The 20,198-nt window shown below is 74.0% G+C and carries 20 protein-coding genes; 7 read left to right on the top strand and 13 right to left on the bottom strand.

What is annotated here, in order from left to right; translation table 11 throughout:
• Positions 1 to 7: 7 nt before the first annotated feature.
• From ACU610_RS15650 to ACU610_RS15660, 3 genes are all read right to left on the bottom strand, one after another.
• Positions 8 to 229, bottom strand: a complete 222-nt coding sequence (locus ACU610_RS15650; RefSeq protein ID WP_446768628.1) for a Trm112 family protein — start codon at positions 227 to 229, stop codon at positions 8 to 10.
• The gene (locus ACU610_RS15655; RefSeq protein WP_446768629.1) at positions 226 to 1,590 is read right to left on the bottom strand and encodes a phosphomannomutase/phosphoglucomutase; all 1,365 of its coding nucleotides are present in this window, start codon (positions 1,588 to 1,590) and stop codon (positions 226 to 228) included. The genes ACU610_RS15650 and ACU610_RS15655 overlap by 4 nt, the downstream gene beginning before the upstream one ends.
• 83 nt (positions 1,591 to 1,673) lie before the next feature.
• Positions 1,674 to 2,075 (bottom strand): DUF3499 domain-containing protein, encoded by a 402-nt coding sequence (locus tag ACU610_RS15660; RefSeq protein WP_446768630.1) that lies wholly within the window; start codon positions 2,073 to 2,075, stop codon positions 1,674 to 1,676.
• 159 nt (positions 2,076 to 2,234) lie between these two features.
• Between ACU610_RS15660 and ACU610_RS15665 the strand changes: the two genes are divergently transcribed.
• Entirely contained in the window at positions 2,235 to 2,690 is a 456-nt protein-coding gene (locus ACU610_RS15665; protein WP_446768631.1) for a metallopeptidase family protein, read from the top strand.
• Between the two features lie 127 nt (positions 2,691 to 2,817).
• Positions 2,818 to 3,822 carry a hypothetical protein gene (locus ACU610_RS15670; RefSeq protein ID WP_446768632.1) on the top strand — a complete coding sequence of 335 codons (1,005 nt, stop codon included), beginning with the start codon at positions 2,818 to 2,820 and terminating at the stop codon, positions 3,820 to 3,822.
• Here the strand turns inward: ACU610_RS15670 and ACU610_RS15675 are convergent.
• Together ACU610_RS15675 and ACU610_RS15680 are read right to left on the bottom strand one after the other, a co-directional pair.
• Positions 3,797 to 4,621, bottom strand: coding sequence for a hypothetical protein (locus ACU610_RS15675; RefSeq protein ID WP_446768633.1), 825 nt, complete (start codon positions 4,619 to 4,621; stop codon positions 3,797 to 3,799). The two genes, ACU610_RS15670 and ACU610_RS15675, sit on opposite strands and share 26 nt — an antisense overlap.
• Before the next feature lie 139 nt (positions 4,622 to 4,760).
• Positions 4,761 to 4,997, bottom strand: coding sequence for a WhiB family transcriptional regulator (locus ACU610_RS15680; protein ID WP_446770728.1), 237 nt, complete (start codon positions 4,995 to 4,997; stop codon positions 4,761 to 4,763).
• Between the two features lie 328 nt (positions 4,998 to 5,325).
• Here ACU610_RS15680 and cofD point away from each other — a divergent pair, with 328 nt between their 5' ends.
• From cofD to rfbA, 3 genes are read left to right on the top strand one after another with little or no spacing between them, the layout of a single operon-like run.
• A complete protein-coding gene (gene cofD, locus ACU610_RS15685; RefSeq protein ID WP_446768634.1) occupies positions 5,326 to 6,285 on the top strand; it encodes a 2-phospho-L-lactate transferase in 960 nt (319 codons plus the stop codon).
• Positions 6,278 to 7,336, top strand: a complete 1,059-nt coding sequence (locus ACU610_RS15690; protein ID WP_446768635.1) for a coenzyme F420-0:L-glutamate ligase — start codon at positions 6,278 to 6,280, stop codon at positions 7,334 to 7,336. Before cofD ends, ACU610_RS15690 begins: the two co-directional genes overlap by 8 nt.
• 29 nt (positions 7,337 to 7,365) lie before the next feature.
• Positions 7,366 to 8,259, top strand: a complete 894-nt coding sequence (gene rfbA / locus ACU610_RS15695; RefSeq protein WP_446768636.1) for a glucose-1-phosphate thymidylyltransferase RfbA — start codon at positions 7,366 to 7,368, stop codon at positions 8,257 to 8,259.
• Positions 8,260 to 8,337: 78 nt separating this feature from the next.
• Here rfbA and ACU610_RS15700 read toward each other — a convergent pair whose 3' ends face one another.
• The 4 genes from ACU610_RS15700 to ACU610_RS15715 form a co-directional block, all read right to left on the bottom strand.
• Positions 8,338 to 9,120 (bottom strand): DNA-3-methyladenine glycosylase family protein, encoded by a 783-nt coding sequence (locus tag ACU610_RS15700; protein ID WP_446768637.1) that lies wholly within the window; start codon positions 9,118 to 9,120, stop codon positions 8,338 to 8,340.
• A 192-nt stretch (positions 9,121 to 9,312) separates the two neighbouring features.
• On the bottom strand, positions 9,313 to 10,083 hold the full coding sequence (locus ACU610_RS15705) for an SDR family NAD(P)-dependent oxidoreductase (protein WP_446768638.1): 771 nt from the start codon (positions 10,081 to 10,083) through the stop codon (positions 9,313 to 9,315).
• An 85-nt stretch (positions 10,084 to 10,168) separates the two neighbouring features.
• Positions 10,169 to 11,266 carry a mannose-1-phosphate guanylyltransferase gene (locus tag ACU610_RS15710; RefSeq protein ID WP_446768639.1) on the bottom strand — a complete coding sequence of 366 codons (1,098 nt, stop codon included), beginning with the start codon at positions 11,264 to 11,266 and terminating at the stop codon, positions 10,169 to 10,171.
• Between the two features lies 1 nt (position 11,267).
• Positions 11,268 to 12,197 carry a glycosyltransferase family 2 protein gene (locus ACU610_RS15715; RefSeq protein WP_446768640.1) on the bottom strand — a complete coding sequence of 310 codons (930 nt, stop codon included), beginning with the start codon at positions 12,195 to 12,197 and terminating at the stop codon, positions 11,268 to 11,270.
• 172 nt (positions 12,198 to 12,369) lie between these two features.
• Between ACU610_RS15715 and glf the strand changes: the two genes are divergently transcribed.
• Both glf and ACU610_RS15725 read left to right on the top strand, forming a co-directional pair.
• Complete coding sequence (gene glf, locus ACU610_RS15720) at positions 12,370 to 13,557, top strand: UDP-galactopyranose mutase (RefSeq protein WP_446768641.1); 1,188 nt, start codon at positions 12,370 to 12,372, stop codon at positions 13,555 to 13,557.
• Between the two features lie 5 nt (positions 13,558 to 13,562).
• Positions 13,563 to 15,482, top strand: a complete 1,920-nt coding sequence (locus ACU610_RS15725; RefSeq protein WP_446768642.1) for a glycosyltransferase — start codon at positions 13,563 to 13,565, stop codon at positions 15,480 to 15,482.
• A 164-nt stretch (positions 15,483 to 15,646) separates the two neighbouring features.
• On the opposite strand, the gene glfT1 is transcribed toward ACU610_RS15725, so the two are convergent.
• From glfT1 to ACU610_RS15745, 4 genes are read right to left on the bottom strand one after another with little or no spacing between them, the layout of a single operon-like run.
• A complete protein-coding gene (glfT1, locus tag ACU610_RS15730; RefSeq protein WP_446768643.1) occupies positions 15,647 to 16,573 on the bottom strand; it encodes a galactofuranosyltransferase GlfT1 in 927 nt (308 codons plus the stop codon).
• Positions 16,574 to 17,335, bottom strand: a complete 762-nt coding sequence (gene wzt / locus ACU610_RS15735; protein ID WP_446768644.1) for a galactan export ABC transporter ATP-binding subunit Wzt/RfbE — start codon at positions 17,333 to 17,335, stop codon at positions 16,574 to 16,576.
• Positions 17,336 to 17,348: 13 nt separating this feature from the next.
• Positions 17,349 to 18,218 (bottom strand): galactan export ABC transporter permease subunit Wzm/RfbD, encoded by an 870-nt coding sequence (wzm, locus tag ACU610_RS15740; protein ID WP_446768645.1) that lies wholly within the window; start codon positions 18,216 to 18,218, stop codon positions 17,349 to 17,351.
• Between the two features lie 8 nt (positions 18,219 to 18,226).
• Entirely contained in the window at positions 18,227 to 20,092 is a 1,866-nt protein-coding gene (locus ACU610_RS15745) for a glycosyltransferase (RefSeq protein ID WP_446768646.1), read from the bottom strand.
• Between the last annotated feature and the right edge of the window lie 106 nt (positions 20,093 to 20,198).

The following is a 20,198-nucleotide window of genomic DNA, read 5'->3' on the forward strand; positions in this document are numbered from 1 at the left end:
AGCTCGCTCACGAGCGCCGCCGGGCCTCGTCGAGCAACAGCACCGGGATGCCGTCGCGGACCGGGAAGGCCCGGTCGCAGGTCGGGCAGACCAGCTCGCCGGCCGCTTCGTCCACCGTCAGCGGGCTGTGGTGGGTGTCGGGGCAGGCGAGGATCTCCAGCAGTGTGGGGTCCAGCCCCAGGGGACCCGGCTGGGGGTCGGTGGGGTGGGGTGACGAACCCGTGGTCATGCGCGCACCATCTCCAGCACTCGATCCCGCAGTTCGGTCATCCGCGCCTCGTCGGGCGCCTCGACGTTGAGCCGCAGCAGCGGCTCGGTGTTGCTGGCCCGCAGGTTGAACCACGAGCCGTCGGGCAGGTCCACGGTGAGCCCGTCGAGCTCGTCGACGGTGACGCCGTCCTGGTCCTCGAACGCCTCCCGCACCGCCTTCGTCCGGCCCGCGGCGTCGGCCACGGTGGAGTTGATCTCGCCCGAGGCGACGTAGCGGGAGTAGCCGGCGGTCAGCTCCGACAGCGGCCGGCTCTGCTCCCCCAGCGCGGCGAGCACGTGCATGGCGGCGAGCATGCCCGTGTCGGCCCGCCAGAAGTCGCGGAAGTAGTAGTGCGCGGAGTGCTCTCCCCCGAAGACGGCGTCGGTGCGGGCCATCTCGGCCTTGATGAAGGAGTGCCCGACGCGGGTGCGCACCGGCTCACCGCCGTGCTCGCGGACGATCTCCGGGACCGCCCGCGAGGTGATCAGGTTGTGGATGACCGTCGTCCCCCGGCCCTTGGCCAGCTCGCGGACGGCGACCAGCGCGGTGATCGCCGACGGGCTGACCGGCTCGCCGCGCTCGTCGACGACGAAGACCCGGTCGGCGTCGCCGTCGAAGGCCAGCCCGAGGTCGGCGCCGGTGCGGCGGACCTCCGCCTGCAGGTCGACCAGGTTGGCCGGGTCCAGCGGGTTGGCCTCGTGGTTGGGGAAGGAGCCGTCGAGCTCGAAGTACAGCGGCAGGACCTCCAGCGGGAGGTCGGCGAGGACGACGGGGACGGTGTGCCCGCCCATGCCGTTGCCGGCGTCGACGACGACCCGCAGCGGCCGGATGGTGGAGAGGTCGACCAGCGAGCGCAGGTGCGCGGCGTACTCGGCCAGCAGGTCGCGCTGGTCGATCGACGCCGTCCGCTCGGGGACCCGGTCGTAGGAGTCGCGCTCGGCCCACTCGCGGAGGGTCGCCAGGCCCGACTCCTGCCCGACCGGGCTCGCGCCGGCGCGGCAGAGCTTGATGCCGTTGTACTGCGCGGGGTTGTGGCTGGCGGTGAACATCGCGCCGGGGACGCCGAGCGAGCCGGAGGCGAAGTAGAGCAGGTCGGTGGAGCCGAGGCCGGCCTCGACCACGTCGACGCCGCGGGAGAGCACGCCCTCGGCGAAGGCCCGCGAGAGGGGCACCGAGGAGTCGCGCATGTCGTGCGCGGTCACGATCGCGGTGGACCCGCTCTCCTGCCAGACGAGCTCGGCGAAGGCCGCGCCGATCCGGCGGGCGACACCCTCGTCCCACTCGTCGGGGACGACGCCGCGCACGTCGTAGGCCTTGATGATGGAAGAGAGACCACTCACCCTGCTCACCCTCGCCGGAAACCGGCCGCGGACTCCCCGGTCAGCGGCGCCGACCGACCCTAACGGGGAGCCGGGCGACCGGATCAGGTGATGTCGGGCAGGACCCGCAGGTGGCCGCGGCGGGTGCCGCTGCCGTCGTCGGCGGGGTTGCGCGGCGGCTCGGGCCGGGCGGCCTCGCGGACGGCGTCGGCCAGGGCCAGCAGGTCGTCCCCGGTCGGGCCGGAGTCCTCGACGTCGATCTCGTGGCGGACGACCTCCCAGCCGCGCGGCACGGTCAGCCGCTCGGCGTGGAACTCGCAGAGGTCGTAGCTGTGCGGCTCCGAGAACGTCGCCAACGGGCCGACGACAGCGGTCGACTCCGCGTACACGTAGGTCAAGGTCGCTGCCGCCGGTTGCGCGCAGCCGCTGCGCGAGCAGCGACGTGACTGCCTCACCACCGGTTCCTCACGCACCGCACAGTAGCCGCGTACCCGGCTGGTTGGCATCAGGCGCACCGTCTTCCGTCACCCCGGATGAGCAGCAGTCCCACCCTCCACGATGTCCCCGTGGGCACCGGCGCCCGTTCGGCCCGGCCACCGCCGACGGCAGCCCCTCCCCCGTTCGGGACGTCGGGTCGGGGCCGGAGCCGTACGCTCGCACCCGTCATGAGCCGATCCGCCCGATCCCGCCGCGACCGCCACGGCCGCGGGCTGCGCGGGCGCCTGGTGCCCGACGGCGTCCCCCTGGCCCGCAGCCGCGCCGAGCAGTTCGACGACCTCGTCCTCGACGCGGTCGAGGACCTCGAGCGCCGGTGGGAGAAGGAACTGGCCGGGGTCGAGTTCGCCGTCGAGGACGTGCCCTGGGTGGAGCACACCGACCCCGACGAGGTGGTGCTCGACGCCGACGTGCTCGACGACGGCAGCGTCCCGCTGGCCCGTGTCCTGCCCGCGCACCGGGACGGCGCCCGGGAGGTGCCACCGCGGATCGTCGTCTACCGGCGGCCGCTGGAGCTGCGGGCGCACGACCGCGACGACCTCGCCGACCTGGTGCGCGACGTCGTCGTCGACCAGGTCGCCGTGCTGCTGGGGCGCGATCCCGAGGAGATCGACCCCACCGGTTGACGGGCCACCCGCCCTCCCACGCCTCGGGTGCTCGGCGCGGGACCCTGGAGGGTGGCCGTTCCAGTACGTCACCACGCTCGGGGCGGTGCCCGGGAGGGGGCCGGGCCGCCTGCGATGCTCTGTCGCGATGGACTCCTCCGCGCCGGTCGCCGTCCCGTGGGTCGTGCTGGTCCTGGCGCTGCTCGCGCTCGCCGGTCTGGCCGCGGTCGCGCCGAACCGTCCGCGACCCCCGGCTCCCCCTGCCGACCCGGCGCCCCCGCGCCCCGCCCGTCCGGCGCCGCCGCGCTGGCCGGACGACGACCTCCCCGGCTTCCTCGACGCCCCGCCCGGCACGCCCGCCCCGCCGCCCGCGCCGGTCGCCGCGCCCCCTGCGGACGACGACCCGGGCCCCGGGCGCCCGGAGGGCAGCGGCCGCGCCGTGGCCGGGATGGCCGCCGCGGCGCTGGTGCTGGTCGCGGCGCTGGCCGGCGTCGCCGGGGCCACCCGCGACGGCGGCGACCCGACCGCCACCCCCGCGCCCGGCCCGGTGGCGCCGTCCCCGCATGACACTCCGACCCCTCCTCCGGCGCCGCCGTCGCTGCCGGCCGTGCCGGCGGACCCGCTGCCGGGCGAGGGCGGCGCGGGGGTGCTGGCCACCCGCTCGGTGCCGCTGGGCGAGGACGGCGTCATGGCCCGACTGGCCTTCGGTGGCCTCGTCGTCGAGCAGCAGGCGGTGGGGACGACGGTGGCCTACCCGATGGTGAGCGTCACCGCGGCCGGGGACGGCGGGACGGCGCTCGCGCACGTGCGGCTGCCGACCTGGAACTGCCTGGCCACCGAGGCGCCCGAGGACCCCGCGGCCGCGGGGTGCGTGCGGTCGCGCACCGAGTACGCCGACCTGCCCTCGCCCGCGCTGACCGTGACCCGGGACGGCGAGGACCTGCGGCTGACCGGGCGCTTCCCCACCTACACCCGGCCGATCGGCACCGCGCCGGCCTACACGGGCCGGGTGTACGACCTGGCGGTCACCGTCTCCCCCGCCGGGCCGGTGCGCGACGGCACCGCTGCCGCCGAGGGCACCGTCTTCCTCGACACCGACCGCGCCGGAAGCGTGGACGAGCCGCAGCTCAACGTCGTCCGCTACGCGGGCTGAGCAGCGCCGCCGGGCCGCCGCCGGACAGCGTCAGCGAGACCAGGGGCGCGCCCATCTCGGTGCGCCAGCCCGCATGGGGGGTGCCCCACCACGGCCGCCGGTCGGCGCCGTCGACGAGGCTCAGCAGGCCCCGGTCGCCGTCGACCGTCGTGGCCAGCTCGACCTGACCGATCGCGGCGTGCAGCCGGGCGGTGACGCGCAGGGCGGTGCGGGTGCGACGGTCGGGCTCGTGGGCGAGCAACGGGGGCAGCCGGCGGTCCAGCTCGGCGGGGTCCCGGGTGCGGTGCACCCCGCCGGCGTCGTCGAGGTCGTCGACCAGGCGGGCGCTGCGCGCGTTGGCGAACGCCGCCTCGGGCCGCCGCCGGCCGATCGCGCGCAGGGTGGGGTCGCCCAGCGGGAGGCCGGTGAGCCGCAGGGTCCAGGGGCGGCGCACCCGGTCCAGCAGGCCCAGCACGCCGGAGGCCAGCTGCTCGGCGGCATCGTCGTCCCGGGCCGGGAGGCGGGCCGGGGCCGCACCGGCGGGCACCGGCAGCCCGTCCCCCAGCAGCGTGGCCGCGAGCCGCGGGCCGCCGCGCAGGACCAGGGTCGCCAACGCCCGTGGGGCGCCCGCGCCGCCGGGCGGGTCGACCACGACGGCGACCGGTCGCGGGCCGGCGAGGCGGGCGTCGTCCAGGGCGAGCGCGGCGGTCAGCCAGGGAGCCCGGGCGGTCACCGGCGCACGCAGCGCCGCGAGCAGCGGCCCGGCCGCGCGGAGCTCCCGCACCACGCCGGCCCGCCCGGTCACCACGCGCGTCGTCATGCCCCGAACGACACCACAGCCGCCGACGGGATCCGTCGGCGGCTGTGGGGACAGCTCGGAGCTGGTGTCACACGGCGCTGTGTGCGGTGGGTGGCCCCTCTGCGAGCTTGCGAGCAGTGGGGGGCAGAGGGGTCCTCGCTCAGACGGCGCGGCGGCGCAGGCGGCGGCGCTCACGCTCGGAGAGCCCGCCCCAGATGCCGAAGCGCTCGTCGTTGGCCAGCGCGTACTCCAGGCACTCGGCCTTGACCTCGCAGCCGGTGCAGATCTTCTTGGCCTCGCGGGTGGAGCCGCCCTTCTCGGGGAAGAACGCCTCGGGGTCGGTCTCGGCGCACAGCGCGCGCTCCTGCCAGGACTGCAGGTCGGCATCCAGGCCCATGCTCCACAGGCCGGCGAAGCCCTGGCCCTGCCCCGTGGCACTGCGGTCGCGCTCGGAGGCGTTCACGTAGTCGCTCAACCACGAGACCTCTGCCATGACGATGCGTCCCCTCTCGCTGTCGTCCCGATGTGCGTTCCACGGGACGTTCCCGGGCCGCTCGGCACTCGATGACACCGCGGGAATTACACGCGTGTCGTTGTGGGGCCGTCAACTCCGCCCGGTGTAAGCAATGAGTCTCACCAGCAACTCCGGTCACAGGGTGTTCGTCACTTCTCGCTGCACACTTCGACACGCCCGGCGAACAGTGGACAAGTGCCCATCGGGCACGATGACTTTCGTGCAGATCGTCGTCCTCGCCGGAGGGGTCGGCGGCGCCCGGTTCCTGGCCGGTCTCCGCTCGGCCGTGCCCGACGCGCGGCTCACCGCGGTCGTCAACACCGGGGACGACGTGACGATGCACGGGCTGCGGATCTGCCCCGACCTCGACACCGTCATGTACACCCTCGGCGGCGGCATCGACCCCGAACGCGGGTGGGGCCGGGCCGGCGAGAGCTGGACGGTGAAGGAGGAGCTGGCCGCCTACGGGGCCGAGCCGACGTGGTTCGGCCTGGGCGACCGCGACCTGGCCACCCACCTGGTCCGCACCCGGATGCTGGACGCCGGGTACCCCCTGTCCCGGGTGACCGCGGCGCTGGCCGACCGCTGGCAGCCCGGCGTCGAGCTGCTGCCGATGAGCGACCAGCGGGTGGAGACCCACGTCGTGGTCGCCGACCCGGAGACCGGGCGGCAGCAGGCGCTGCACTTCCAGGAGTGGTGGGTGCGGCACCGCGCCGAGCCAGAACCCCGCGCCTTCGTGCAGGTGGGGGTGGACGCGGCGAAGCCGGCGCCGGGCGTGGCCGAGGCGTTCGCCGCCGCCGACGCCGTGCTGCTGGCGCCCTCGAACCCGGTGGTGTCGATCGGCACCGTCCTGGGCGTCCCGGGGCTGCGGCAGGCGCTGCTGGCCACGCCGGGCCGGGTCGTCGGGGTCTCGCCGATCGTCGGCGGCAGCGTCGTGCGTGGGATGGCCGACCGCTGCCTGCCCGTCCTCGGCGTGGAGGTCAGCGCGGAGGGGGTGGGGCGGCACTACGGCGCCCGGTCCGCCGGCGGGCTGCTCGACGCCTGGCTGGTGCACACCGGCGACCGCGCCGAGGTCCCGGGCGTCGACGTCCGCGCCGTCCCGCTGCTCATGTCCTCCCCCGAGGCGACCGCGGCGATGGCGCGGGCCGCGCTCGGAGCCGCCGGTGTCTGAGGGGGTGCCGACCGGGATCTCGGTCCTCCCGGTGACCGGGCTGCCGGAGTTCTCCCCGGGCGACGACCTCGCCGCGGCGGTGGCGGGTGCCGCCCCCTGGCTGGCCGACGGCGACGTCGTCGTCGTGACCTCGAAGGTGGTGTCGAAGGTCGAGGACCGGCTGGTGCCCGTCGCTCCCGGAGAGGACCGCGAGGCCGTCCGGCAGCGGGCCATCGACGACCAGACGGTGCGCGTGGTCGCCCGACGCGGCCCGCTGAAGATCGTCGAGACGCCGCAGGGCTGGGTGGTCGCCGCCGCCGGGATCGACGCCTCCAACGTGTCCGGCGGCGCACTCGTGCTGCTGCCGGAGGACGCCGACGCCTCGGCCCGGGCGCTGCGCGACCGGCTGCACGAGCTGCTCGGCGTCCAGGTCGCCGTCATCGTCAGTGACACCTTCGGCCGGACCTGGCGGGACGGGCTGACCGACGTCGCCGTCGGCTCGGCGGGGATCCCCGCGCTGGTCGACCTCCGCGGCGCGGTCGACGCCCACGGCAACCGGCTGGAGACCACCCAGGTGGCGCTGGTCGACGAGCTGGCGGCCGCGGCGGACCTGGTGAAGGGCAAGCTGGCCGGCATCCCGGTGGCCGTCGTCCGCGGCCTGCCGTTCGACCCGCCGGAGGACGACGCCGGCACCCGGCCGCTGGTCCGCCTGGGTCCCGGCGACCTGTTCCCCTACGGCAGCCGCGACCTGGTGGCGACCCGCGCGCCCAGCACGGACCTGGTCCCCCGCCCCGGCGAGCTCGACGCCGTCGCCGCGGCGTTCCGGGTGGCGACGACGGCGCTGCCGGAGTTCCCGGTCGTGCTCCGCTACGGCGGCGAGGACGACGGGGTGGTCGACGTGCACCTCCCGGAGCGGGCCACCACGACGGCGGCGCTCAACCTCGGGGCGCTGATCGGCGCGGTGATCGTCCAGCTGCACGCGGAGGGCTGGACCACCCGCTGGGAACCGGTGGGCACCCCGGGTGGCAGCTCGCTCGTCGGGAGGTTGTGGCTCGGGTCCCCCGCGTCCTGAGCCGCAGCGCGCCGGTAGCGTCGCCGGTCATGCGCGGGATCATCCTGGCCGGGGGCACGGGCACCCGGCTGTTCCCGATCACGCAGGCGGTCAGCAAGCAGCTGATGCCGGTCTACGACAAGCCGATGATCTACTACCCGCTCTCGACGCTGATGATGGCCGGCGTCCGCGAGGTCTCGGTGATCACCACGCCCGGCGACCAGGCGGCGTTCCGCGCGCTGCTGGGCGACGGCAGCCGGCTGGGCATGCGCATCGAGTACGCCGTCCAGCCGCGGCCCGAGGGGCTGGCGCAGGCCTTCCTGATCGCCGCGGAGTTCATCGGCGACTCGTCGGTCGCGCTGGTGCTCGGCGACAACATCTTCTACGGCGCGGGCCTGGGCACGGCGCTGGGCCGGCTGCCCGACCCCGACGGCGGCCACGTCTTCGCCTACCACGTGGCCAACCCGCAGGACTACGGCGTCGTCGAGTTCGACGTCGACCGCCGCGTGCTCTCCATCGAGGAGAAGCCGGCGAAGCCGAAGAGCTCCTACGCCGTGCCCGGGCTCTACTTCTACGAGTCGTCGGTGGTCGACGTGGCGCGCAGCATCCGGCCCAGCGCCCGCGGCGAGCTGGAGATCACCGCGGTCAACGAGCACTACCTGCGCCAGGGCCGGCTCACCGTGACCGTCCTGGACCGCGGCACGGCGTGGCTGGACACCGGGACCTTCGCCTCGCTGCGCCAGGCCACCGAGTTCGTGTCAGTGGTCGAGGAGCGGCAGGGGCTCAAGATCGGGTGCATCGAGGAGGTCGCCTGGCGGCAGGGCTGGCTGGACGACGACGGCCTGCGCCGCGCCGCCGAGCCGCTGGGCAGGAGCGGTTACGGCGACTACCTGCTCCGCCTGCTCGACGACCCGGTGGTGGGCCCCGACCCGACGACCAGGTGAGGTGATCGTTCCCGGTCCCGGCTCGCGTCCGGTGGTGAGCCAGGACCCACGAGGACGAGCTGAGCTGATCGTCGCCGTTCAGATCCGGCGGTAGTTGGTCGGGGCGTTGCGCGGACCCCGCCTGGGCGGGCGGCTGCCGCCGATGCCCAGCAGCCGGACGACGCGCTGCCGCTGCCCGCGCCAGGGCTCGAGCAGCTCCATCATCCCGTCGTCGTCGGTCCTGCGGCCGGCCAGCGACCAGCCCACCAGGTTCTTCAGGTGGTAGTCGCCGTAGCTGACCGTGTCCGGGCAGCCGAAGACCCGCTGCACCACCTCGGCCGCCGTCCAGACCCCGATGCCCGACACCGTCTTCAGCCTGCGCTGCAGGTCGGGGCAGTCCACGGCCTCCTCCGGCTCCAGCCGGGCGGCGACGCTCGCCACGGCTCGCAGCGCCCGGCGACGGGCGCCGTCCAGGCCGCAGCGGTGCCACTCCCAGTCGGTCACCGCCAGCACCCGCTGCGGGGTGGGCGGCACGCGCATCCCCTCGGGGGCCGGGCCCGGGGCCGGCTCGCCGGCCAGCCGCAGCAGCGCGCGCCACACGCGGTGCGCCTCGATGACGGTCACCTTCTGCTCGAGGACGGCGGGCACCAGGGCGTCCCAGGTGCGCCCGGTGCGGCCCAACCGCAGCCACGGGGAGGCGCGGTGCACGCGGGTGAGCAGGGGGTGTCCGCCGGGCTCGAACTCCTCGGGCCGGTCCTCGGCGCCCAGCCACGCGGGCACCGCTGCCCCGGCCCGCTCGGCGCCGGGCCCCCACGCCGTCACCCGCACCTCGCCGCCGCGGACGGTCAGGTGCACCGTCGCTGGGCCGTCGGGCGTGCTCACCGCGCGCCAGCACCCGTCGTCGACGTGGCGCAGCGCCGGGTCGCCGGCACTGCGCTGGTGCGGGAAGAGGGTGCGCCGGACGTCGAGCGGCCAGTCCGGCCGCCAGACGTCGACGAACGCCGGGGCGTCCAGCGTGGTGGTGCTCAGGTGGTGCTCCCCGGGGAAGAGGGACGATCCGTCAGCAGCGCGTCATCAGCGAGGTGCCATCCGCAGCGCGCCGTCCATCCGGATCACCTCGCCGTTGAGGTAGCCGTGCTCGACGATGTCGAGGGCCAACTGGGCGAAGTCCTCCGGACGACCGAGGCGCTTGGGGAAGGGTATGCCCGCCGCCAGCGCCTGCCGTGCCTCCTCCGGCAGGCTGCCCAGCAGCGGCGTGTCCACGAGCCCGGGGGCGATGGTGCAGACCCGGACGCCCACGCTGGACAGGTCGCGCGCCGCCGGCAGGGTCATGCCGACGATGCCGCCCTTGGACGCCGAGTAGGCCACCTGCCCGATCTGCCCGTCGTAGGCGGCGATCGAGGCGGTGTTGACGACGACGCCGCGCTCGCCGTCCTCCTCCGGCTCGGTGGCGGCCATCGCGGCGGCGGCCAGCCGCAGCACGTTGAACGAGCCGACCAGGTTGACCATGACGGTGCGGACGAACGGGTCGAGGTCGTGCGGGACGTTGCCCTTGCCGACCGTGCGCTGGGCCCAGCCGATGCCGGCGCAGTTGACCGCGATGCGCAGCGGCCGGTCCTTGCCGGTGGCGTCGGCGATCGCGGCCTGCACCGAGTCGGCGTCGGTCACGTCGGTGCGCACGAAGGTGGTGTGCCCGCCCAGCTCGGCGGCGAGCTTCTCCCCCTTCTCCTCCTGCAGGTCGAGGACGGTGACGGCCGCGCCCCGCGCGACCAGGGCTCGGACGGTGGCCTCGCCGAGGCCCGAGGCCCCACCGGAGACGACAGCGGCGACGTCGAAGTTCTTCACGCCCGGCAAACTATCCCGGAGCGTCGGCCTCCCTGCAGGCTCCCGCCGCGAGCCTGCGAGTGGTGGAGGGCAGGGAGGCCCTCCTTCAGCTGAACCGAGACCCGTGTCTCTCCTCGACGGCCGCGAGCAGCTGCTTGACCCGCTCGGCGTCGGACACGGGGCAGACCATCGTGACGTCGACGGTGTGGACGACGACGCTGTCGCGGACGCCGACGAGGGCCACCAGGTGGTCGGGGTCGTCGCTGAAGACGATGTTGCCGGCGCTGTCGAGGGTGACCGCCGGCCCGGAGACCGCGTCCTCACCCACCCGCTGGAGCGTCTGCGCCAGGGCCGGCCACGAGCCGACGTCGAGCCAGTCGACGTCCAGGTCGGCGACCAGCACCCGCCCCGGCTCGGTGGCCGCGGGCTCCAGGACGGCGTAGTCGACGCTGATCTTCGGCAGCGTCGGGAAGACCTCGGCCAGGACGGCGTCCCGCTGCGTCCCGGCCGGGACGGCGACCACGCGGGCCAGGCCCTCGGCGGTGGTCGGCAGGTGGTCGGCGAGCGCCTGCAGGACCGTCGATGCCCGCCAGACGAACATGCCCGAGTTCCACAGGTACTCCCCCGAGGCCAGGTAGGCCTCGGCGGTGCCGCGGTCGGGCTTCTCGCGGAACGACGCCGCCTCCGCGACGCCGGGCACCTCGGTCGGCGCGCCGCGCTGCACGTACCCGAAGCCGGTGGCCGGGGCGGTGGGCCGGATGCCGAGGGTCACCAGCGCGCGGGGCCGCGCGGCGAGGGCGTCGTAGGCGGTGGTCAGCGCCGCGGCGAACCGCTCGACCGGGCGGATGACGTGGTCGGCGCTGACCACGGCCAGCTCGGCGTCGGGGTCGGCGTCGGCGACCAGGGCCGCGGCCAGGCCGACGGCGTTGGCGGTGTCCCGGGCGACCGGCTCGAGCACCAGTCGGTCCGGGCGCAGCCGCGGTAGGGCAGCGCGCACCTGCTCGCCGTAACGGGCGGCGGTGCACACCCAGATCCGCTCGGCCGGCAGCACCGCCTCCAGCCGGGTGAAGGCCTCGGCCAGCAGGCTGTGCGGCGGGCCGTCGCCGCTCGCCACGACGTCGAGCAGCTGCTTGGGCCGCCCGCTGCGGGAGAGCGGCCACAGCCGCGTCCCCGAGCCGCCGGCCATGATCACCGCGTGTCGCACGTCAGGTCCTCCTCCGGCGAGCCGCCCGGCCCACCCCTTCGGCTCGGCGTTGGAACGGCGCCCCGGCAGCGACCCGGCCGCTGACGTAGGAGACGAGCATCCGGGCCCCCAGGCCGGCGCGCAGGGCCAGCCGCAGCGGGGCGTGCCGGCGCAGCGGGTACTGCCCGGACAGGTAGCGCAGCGCGCTGGTGTGGTGCACCCGCTGCATGCGGTGCGGCTGGCGTCTGGTGGCGTGCCCGCCCTCGTGCTCCACCACCGCCGACGGGGCGTAGACGTGCAGCCAGCCGCGGCGGGACAGCCGCTCGGCCAGGTCGACGTCCTCGAAGTACATGAAGTAGCCGGGGTCGAAGCCGCCGACCGACCAGAAGGCCGCGACGTCGACCAGCAGGCACGAGCCCGACAGCCACCCGGCCGGGCGCTCGCGCGGCGTCTCGCGCTCGCGGCGGTAGCGGGCCGTCCACGGGTTGCCGGGCCAGGCCCAGCCGAGCAGCGCGTGCCCGACGCCCGTGGACAGCCGCGGCAGGTCGCGGGCCGAGGGGTAGAGCTCACCCTCCGGGGTGCGGATGGCCGGGCCGACGGTGGCCGCGCGCGGCCAGCGGGCGGCCACGGCCAGCAGCTCGTCGACCGAGCCGGGGTCGAAGCGGACGTCGGGGTTGGCGACGACGGCGTAGCCCTCGGTCAGGCCGGCCATCCCGGCGTTCACCGCGGCGCCGTAGCCGACGTTGCCGCCGGTGCGCAGCAGCCGCACGTGGGGGTGGAGGGCGGCGGCGCGCTCCGGGGTGCCGTCGGTCGAGCCGTTGTCGGCGAGGACCACCTCGACCGGCCGCGTGGTGGCCTCGGCCAGCGACTCGACGAAGCCCTCCAGGGCCTCGCCCGGGGAGTACGTCACCGCGACCACGCGCAGGGGGACGTCCGGAGGTGGTGCACTCACGCGGGGAACCCTACGAGGCGCGCCGGGCGGGCCCGCCGGACGCACCGGGAGGCCCGGGACGGCGGGGCCTGGTGGGGCTCCAGGGAACCGGTGTGACGAGGGGGACGGGCCCGTCACACCAGTCCCCGTTTCGCCCGGGTCGGGCCGTTCTGCGCCGGTACAGTCGCCAAGCGTGACTCAAGCCAGTCCTGATCTCGTCGTCGTCGGCTCCGGCTTCTTCGGCCTCACGGTCGCCGAGCGGGTCGCCACCCAGCTGGACAAGCGCGTACTGGTCATCGACCGCCGCAGCCACATCGGGGGCAACGCCTACTCCGAGCCGGAGCCGCAGACGGGCATCGAGGTGCACGTCTACGGCGCGCACCTGTTCCACACGTCCAACGAGCGGGTCTGGCAGTACGTCAACCAGTTCACCGAGTTCACGAACTACCAGCACCGGGTCTTCAGCATCTACCAGGGGAAGACCTACTCGCTGCCGATCAACCTGGCGACCATCTGCCAGTACTTCGGCAGGAGTTTCTCCCCCGGGGAGGCCCGCGCCCTCGTCGCCGAGCAGTCCGGCGAGATCGACACCGCCGAGGCCACCAACCTCGAGGAGAAGGCGATCTCCCTGATCGGCCGGCCGCTGTACGAGGCCTTCATCCGCGGCTACACGAAGAAGCAGTGGCAGACCGATCCCACCGAGCTGCCCGCCGCGGTCATCGCCCGCCTCCCGGTGCGGTACACGTTCGACAACCGGTACTTCAACGACACCTACGAGGGTCTGCCGAAGGACGGGTACACCGCCTGGCTGACGCGGATGGCCGACCACCCGAACATCGAGGTGCGGCTGGACACCGACTACTTCGACGTCCGTGACCAGCTGCCGAAGGACGTCCCGACGGTCTTCACCGGCCCCATCGACAAGTACTTCGGCTACGAGGCCGGCGAGCTCGGCTGGCGCACGCTGGACTTCGAGACCGAGGTCCTGCCGATCGGCGACTTCCAGGGCACCTCGGTCATGAACTACGCCGACGAGGACGTGCCCTTCACCCGGATCCACGAGTTCCGGCACTTCCACCCCGAGCGCGACTACCCGACCGACAAGACCGTCGTCGTCCGCGAGTACTCCCGCTTCGCCCAGACCGGCGACGAGCCGTACTACCCGATCAACACCCCCGAGGACCGCGCCAAGCTCGAGCGCTACCGCGAGCTGGCCGCCAAGGAGGCCGCCGAGAAGCGCGTCCTCTTCGGTGGGCGCCTCGGCACCTACAAGTACCTCGACATGCACATGGCGATCGGCTCGGCGCTGACCATGTTCGAGAACCGCATCCGCCCGTACTTCGCCGAGGGCGGCGCCCTCGACGGCCGCCTGGAGGACTGAACCCGATGACGACCGCCGAGGTGTCCCCCGACGTCGTGGCCGACCTCGCCGCCGAGGACCTGGCCCCCGGTCGGGCCGTGACCCTCCTCCAGCGCGTCCTGATGCCGCGGGTCGCCGACCCGCGCAAGGTCCGCGCCCTCTACCTCGACGAGGACCGGTCCGAGAAGGTGCACGTCACCTCGCGGTCGACCGGGCACCTGTCGGCTCGTGACGAGGTCTCCTTCGCCACCTACTTCAACGCCTTCCCGGCGGGCTACTGGCGGCGCTGGACCTCGCTGACCAGCGTCACGCTCCAGCTGCGCATCTCCGGCGCCTGCCGCATCGACGTCTACCGGTCCAAGGGCAACGGCGACGTGCTGCACGCCCTGGGCACCACCGTCGAGGGCATCGGCCGGACCGTCGAGCTGGACCTGGACCTCACCCCCTTCGTCGAGGGCGGCTGGTACTGGTTCGACGTCACCGCCGACGAGGACACGACGATCGAGGACGCCGGCTGGTACGCCGACCGCGAGCCGCTGCGCCCGGGCCGGCTGGCCGTCGGGATCTGCACCTTCAACCGCCCGGTCGACTGCGTCGCCGCACTGCAGACCGTCGCCGCGGACCCGGTCCTCGACGCCGAGCTCGCCGCGGTGGTCGTCGCCGACCAGGGCAACCTCAAGGTGCGGGACGAGGCCTCGTTCCCGGCGGTGGCCGGCCCGCTCGGCGCCCGCCTGCACGTGGTGGAGCAGGGCAACCTCGGTGGCAGCGGCGGCTTCGCCCGCGCCATGCACGAGACGCTGACGAACACCGACGCCACGCACCTGGTCTTCCTGGACGACGACGTCCAGCTCGAGGCGGACAGCCTGCACCGGGCGCTGACCTTCGCGCGGTTCACCGACGAGCCGACGCTCGTGGGCGGGCAGATGCTGAGCCTGCAGGACCGCTCGGTGCTGCACACCATGGGCGAGAGCGTCGACCGGCGGCTGATGAAGTACCGCCCGGCGCCGTACGCCGCGGTCGGTCACGACTTCGCGCACCACTCGCTGCGGGACGCCCGGCACCTGCACCGCCGGGTCGACGTGGACTACAACGCGTGGTGGATGTGCCTGATCCCCCGTGAGGTCGCCGAGCAGATCGGGCTGCCGCTCCCGCTGTTCATCAAGTGGGACGACGCCGAGTACGGACTGCGGGCCGCCGCCGCCGGGTACCGCACGGTCACCCTGCCCGGCGCGGCGATCTGGCACCTGTCGTGGACCGACAAGGACGACGTCAGCGACTGGCAGGCCTACTTCCACGCCCGCAACCAGTTGGTGATCGCCGCCCTGCACAGCCCGCTCAAGCGGGCCGAGGACATCGTCAAGGGGAACATCAAGGCCGACATCCGGCACCTGCTCCGGCTCGAGTACTCGGCCGTGGCGCTGCACCTGAAGGCCTACCGCGACTTCCTCGCCGGCCCGCAGAACCTCTTCGCGCAGCTGCCGGGTGTCCTGGCGGAGGTCCGGGCGGAGCGGGCGCGGTACTCCGACGGCCAGGTCATCACCGAGCGCTCGCAGATCCCGCTGCCGCGGATGGGCCAGGACGCGACCGAGGGCATGGTGCACCCGCCGGTGGCCAAGCGGGCGATCGTGCGCGCGGCGCTGCAGGCGCTGCGCAACAACGTCCGGCCGGTCCAGGACGGCGAGGACCGGCCGCAGGTGGAGCTCTCCGCCCGGGACGCGCAGTGGTTCGTGCTGGCCCAGCTGGACAGCGCCTCGGTCGCCACCGCGGACGGCCGCGGCGTCACGGTCCGCCGCCGCGACCCGGCGACGTTCTGGCGCCTGGCCCGCGAGTCGGTGCGGCTGAACCTGGAGATCGCCCGGCGCTTCCCCCGCGCCAAGCAGCAGTACCGCGACTCCTACGCCGAGCTCACGTCGACGGCGAACTGGGAGAAGGTCTTCACCTCGTGAGGACCGCCCTGTAGCGGTCACCCGCACCCGGACGGCCCGGGCTCTCTCCTCGGAGGGAGCCCGGGCCGTCCGCCGTCCGGGGGCCGTGTGGGCAGGACGACCGACGGCGGGGCACCACCCTCGTGGAGGTGGTGCCCCGCCGTCGTCGGTGGTCGGGGATGCGGTCAGGCGGCGGGGGTGAACCGCTCGCGGCGGCCGGCCCGCACCAGGCGCAGCCACTCGCGCCAGCCGGCCGGGTCGCGCCGGGTCACCAGGAAGAACCAGGAGAAGCGGACCAGCTCGAGCGGGAAGAGCCAGCGCATCCCCGGCTGGCGCATCAGGTACCCGCGGTTGCGGTAGGTGTAGTACCGCTTCCACTCGGCCTCGGGGTACTGCGCGGACAGCCGCCCACCGAGGATCGGTTTGAACTCGTCCCGGCCGTTGGGGTGCAGGTAGGTGGCGTTCAGCGCCGTCCCGAAGGGCAGGCCGGCGCGCACCAGCCGGCGGTGGATCTCGGTCTCGTCGCCGCGGGCGAACAGCCGCAGGTCCGGCACGCCGGTCCGGGCCAGGGTCGCGGCGGCGAACAGCGCGCCGTTGAAGAGCGAGGCGTGGCCGGGCAGGAAGTCGACGCCGCCGAGGCGGTCGCGCTCTCCCCTCCAGCGCAGCCCGGTGCGCATCGGGAAGGCGAAGCTCTCGGGTGCGTCGATGTCGGCGACCGCGGGCGAGACCTCGGCCAGCCCGCGCTCCCGGGCCACCGACAGCAGGGTGGCGAGCACGTGCTCGTCGGCGGGCCGGCCGTCGTCGTCGGCGCACCACACCCAGTCGGCGCCGTCGGCCAGGGCGGTGAGCATGCCCAGGGCGAAGCCACCGGCACCGCCGAGGTTGGCCTGGGAGAGCAGGTAGGTGTGCGGCAGCCCGCTGGCGCGCACGACCTCCTCGGCCGGCTGGTCGGGCCCGTTGTCGACGACGACGACCGAGTCGACCGGCCGGGTCTGCACCGCCAGCGCCTTGAGCGCCTGGGCGAGGGACTCCGGCCGGTGCCGGGTGACGATGACCGCGACGACGCGCTCGTCGTCCGGGCGGGCGGGGGTGCGGGGTGCCGCCTCGGACACTCAGCCCCCCGAGGCCGCGTGCTCACGGCCCTTGTACGCGTCGAGGACCTCCTCGAGCGGGCCGTGCTGCTTGATGGTGCCGTGCTCCATCCAGAGCGCCGAGGTGCACAGCTGCTTCAGCAGGTCGTTGGAGTGCGAGGCGAAGACCAGCAGGCCGGCGCGGTCCACCAGGTCCTTCAGCCGCCCCTTGGCCCGCTCGAGGAACGCCGCGTCGACCGCACCGATGCCCTCGTCGAGCAGCAGGATCTCGGGGTCGATGCTGGTGACCACGCCCAGCGCCAGCCGCACGCGCATGCCGGTGGAGTACGTCCGCAGCGGCATCTGCAGGAAGTTGCCGAGCTCGGTGAACTCGGCGATGTCGTCGACCCGCGCCTCCATCTGCTTGCGGCTCATCCCGAGGAACAGGCCGCGCACGATGATGTTCTCCAGGCCGGAGATCTCCGGGTCCATGCCGACGCCGAGGTCGAAGACCGGCGCGACCCTCCCGTTGACCAGCGCCTCGCCGCCGGTGGGCTCGTAGATGCCCGACAGCAGCCGCAGGAGGGTGGACTTGCCGGCGCCGTTGTGGCCGACCAGCGCCAGCCGGTCGCCCTCGGAGACGTGCAGGTTGATGTTGCGCAGCGCCTCGATGACGACGACCTTGCGCTCGTTGGCCGCCACGTTGCCGCCGACCACACCGAGGACGGTGTGCTTCAGGGACCGCGACTTGGCGTCGAAGATCGGGAAGTCCACGCTCGCGTCGCGGACGTCGATGCTCACCATGGTGACGTCCTCCTCAGACCCAGTACGCCACGCGGCCGCGGTAGCGGCGCATGACCAGCAGCGCCAGCGCCCAGCCGACCACGGTGATCCCGATGACGACGAACCAGGTGTGCCACTGCTGGTCCTGGCCCAGCATCGGCCGCCGGATGAGCTCCACGAAGTGGAACAGCGGGTTGAGCTCCACGAGGCGGGCCCGCTGCGCGACGGCCGGGTTGTCCAGCAGGACGTCGTACATCCAGACGATCGGCGTCAGGAAGAACAGCAGCTGGACGACGCTCTGGGTCACCGGCGGCAGGTCGCGGAACCGGGTGCTCACGATGCCGATGAGCAGCGCCACCCACATGCCGTTGACCACGAGCAGGCCGAACGCCAGGAAGGCCGACAGGTCCGTCCACCTCAGCGGCTGCGGGAAGACCACCAGCATGACCGCGTAGACGATCAGGTTGTGGGCGAAGAACAGCGTCTGGCGCCACACCAGCCGGTACACGTGGATGCTGATCGGCGCCGGCAGGTGGGTGATCAACCCCGAGTTGGCGACGAACACCTCCGAGCCCTCGGAGATGCACCCGGAGACGAACGTCCACACGATCATCCCGACGAGGACGTGCGGCAGCAGCGTCGCCAGCTCGAGGCCGAACAGCGCGGAGTACAGGATGCCGAGCGCGATGGCGGTGACCGCCATGCTGATGGTGATCCAGATCGGGCCGAGGACCGAGCGCCGGTAGCGCTGGCGGATGTCCTGCCAGCCCAGCTGCAGCCACAGCTCCCGCTGCGCCCAGCCGCGGCCGAGGTCGCGGAAGGCGGAGCGGAAGTCGCGGCCGGGGGGCCGCACGTGCGGGGGGATGTCGGACATGGTGCGCGTGGTGGTGCTGCTCGTCGACATGCCCGGGCCTACTCGGTCTCGGCGCCGAAGAGGCGCCGCCAGTTCTCGCGGCTGCTCAGCTCCGGCAGCGCGTCCCGGTACTGCTGCGCGGCCGCCGGGCCCTGCCTGGCCAGCCGGTAGCAGGCCGCGGCGCTCTCGCGCAGCAGCGCTGTGGCCTTGTCGCGGTCGAGGTCGCGGACCCGCACGCCCTCCTGGGACGCGTCGGTGACGATGGCGCGGCGGTAGCGGGAGACGTGCCACCACTGGGCGTCGTCCGCGGTGATGGCGACCGAGCCGGCGGTGCGCCCGGTCAGCTGCCACACCAGGCGCTTGGCCAGCACCGCGCGGAACTGCGACGGGTCGGGCAGCGCCCGCTGGATGCTCTCGCCGCGCAGCGGGACGCCGGGGATCTGGCCCGCGTCGTGCCGCACCGTCTCCGGGTACGCCTTGCGCAGTTCCCGGACCTCGCCGAGGACCCGCTGGCCGCCGTCGGCCAGGATCTCCGGGCCGGCGAGGAAGTCGTCGATGCCCTTGATGACGGTCGCGGCCAGGCCGTACTGCAGCCCGGCGATGTAGGCCACCAGCCTGCCGAACAGGGTGACCGCGATGGACCGGCTGTCGAACCCCGTGTGCAGGGCCGAGGTGATCAGGCTGTTGCGGACGCTGAAGTACCGCGACCAGTCGTCCTGGTCCTTCCAGGTGAAGTCGGCGTGCCAGACGCCGGCCCCGGGGAGGGTGACGGTGGTGAAGCCGTTCTCGCGGGCGCGGTAGCCGTACTCGATGTCGTCCCACTGGAAGAAGACCGGCAACGGGTAGCCGGTCGCCGAGACGATCTCCGAGGGCAGCAGCGCGCTCCACCAGGCGTTGTAGTCGGCGTCGACCCGCAGCTCCTGGTTCTCCTCGGTGAGGTCGGCGTTCCACAGCGCGCCGGGCACGACCTTGCCGGCCTGCAGCTTGACCAGGTCGGCGTACTCCGCGCCGGTGTGCAGCCGCTTCGGGTGCAGCGCGTACAGCATCTGGGCCCCCACGATCACCGGCTCGCGCGCGGAATTGGCGAACGCGGTCATCCGGATGATGGACTCGGGCTCGAGGACGATGTCGTCGTCCATGAAGAGCACGTTGGCGTGGTGCTCGGACTCGACCTCGGTGATCTCGTACATGCCGCGGGTGAACCCACCGGCGCCGCCGAGGTTGGCCTGGGTGATGTAGCGCAAGCGGCCGGCGAGCGCGGCGGAGACCTGCTCGAAGTCCGGGTGCGCGGAGACCCGCTTGTCGCCCTGGTCGACGACGTAGACGGTGTCGAGCTCGTCGAGCGCCGGCAGGTCGGCGGCCAGCGTCTGCAGGGTCTTCACGCAGTCCGTGGGGCGGTTGTGCGTGCAGATGACGACGGCGGTCTTCCGGGGCCGGGGCGGGTGCGGGATCGTCCAGCGCCCCGAGGACACCCGGAGCTCCGCGTCGCTGGCGGAGGAGAAGTCGGCCCACACGGCGCCGCCGTCGACGAAGCGGTCGAGGGCGACGGTCAGCGAGACCCGCTCCTCCCCCGACACCGCCGTCCCGGTCAGGTAGCGCTCCTCCCCGGTGGGGTCGCTGGCGTACAGCTCGACCCGGCCCTCCCCCGAGGTCTCGGCCTCGAAGGTCAACTCCCGGACTGCGGTCCAGCGCTGCCAGTAGGAGGCGGGCACGCGGCCGGAGTAGGTGTTGGTCGACAGCACCGAGTCAGGGGCGAGCCGGAAGGAGGTGCGCTCCAGGTCCGCGTGGCCCTGCAGGCGCTTCGCGTACAGCTCGACCGGGAGGCCTGGCGCGGGCGGCAGCGTCAGGAGCCGCTGCGCGAGGCCGGCGACGGCGCCCGTCGCCTCGGTCTCGGCGACGGGCGGCTCGGCGGAGGTGGTGGTCATAGGCTTGTGCGGTCCTCGGGACGACGGCATGACGGGTCCAGGTCGCGCGGCGGTCGACCGGGCGTGGACCACCCACCGGTCACGGCGGCGGCACGCGTCCCTCGAC

Source organism: Geodermatophilus sp. URMC 61 (assembly GCF_052931555.1).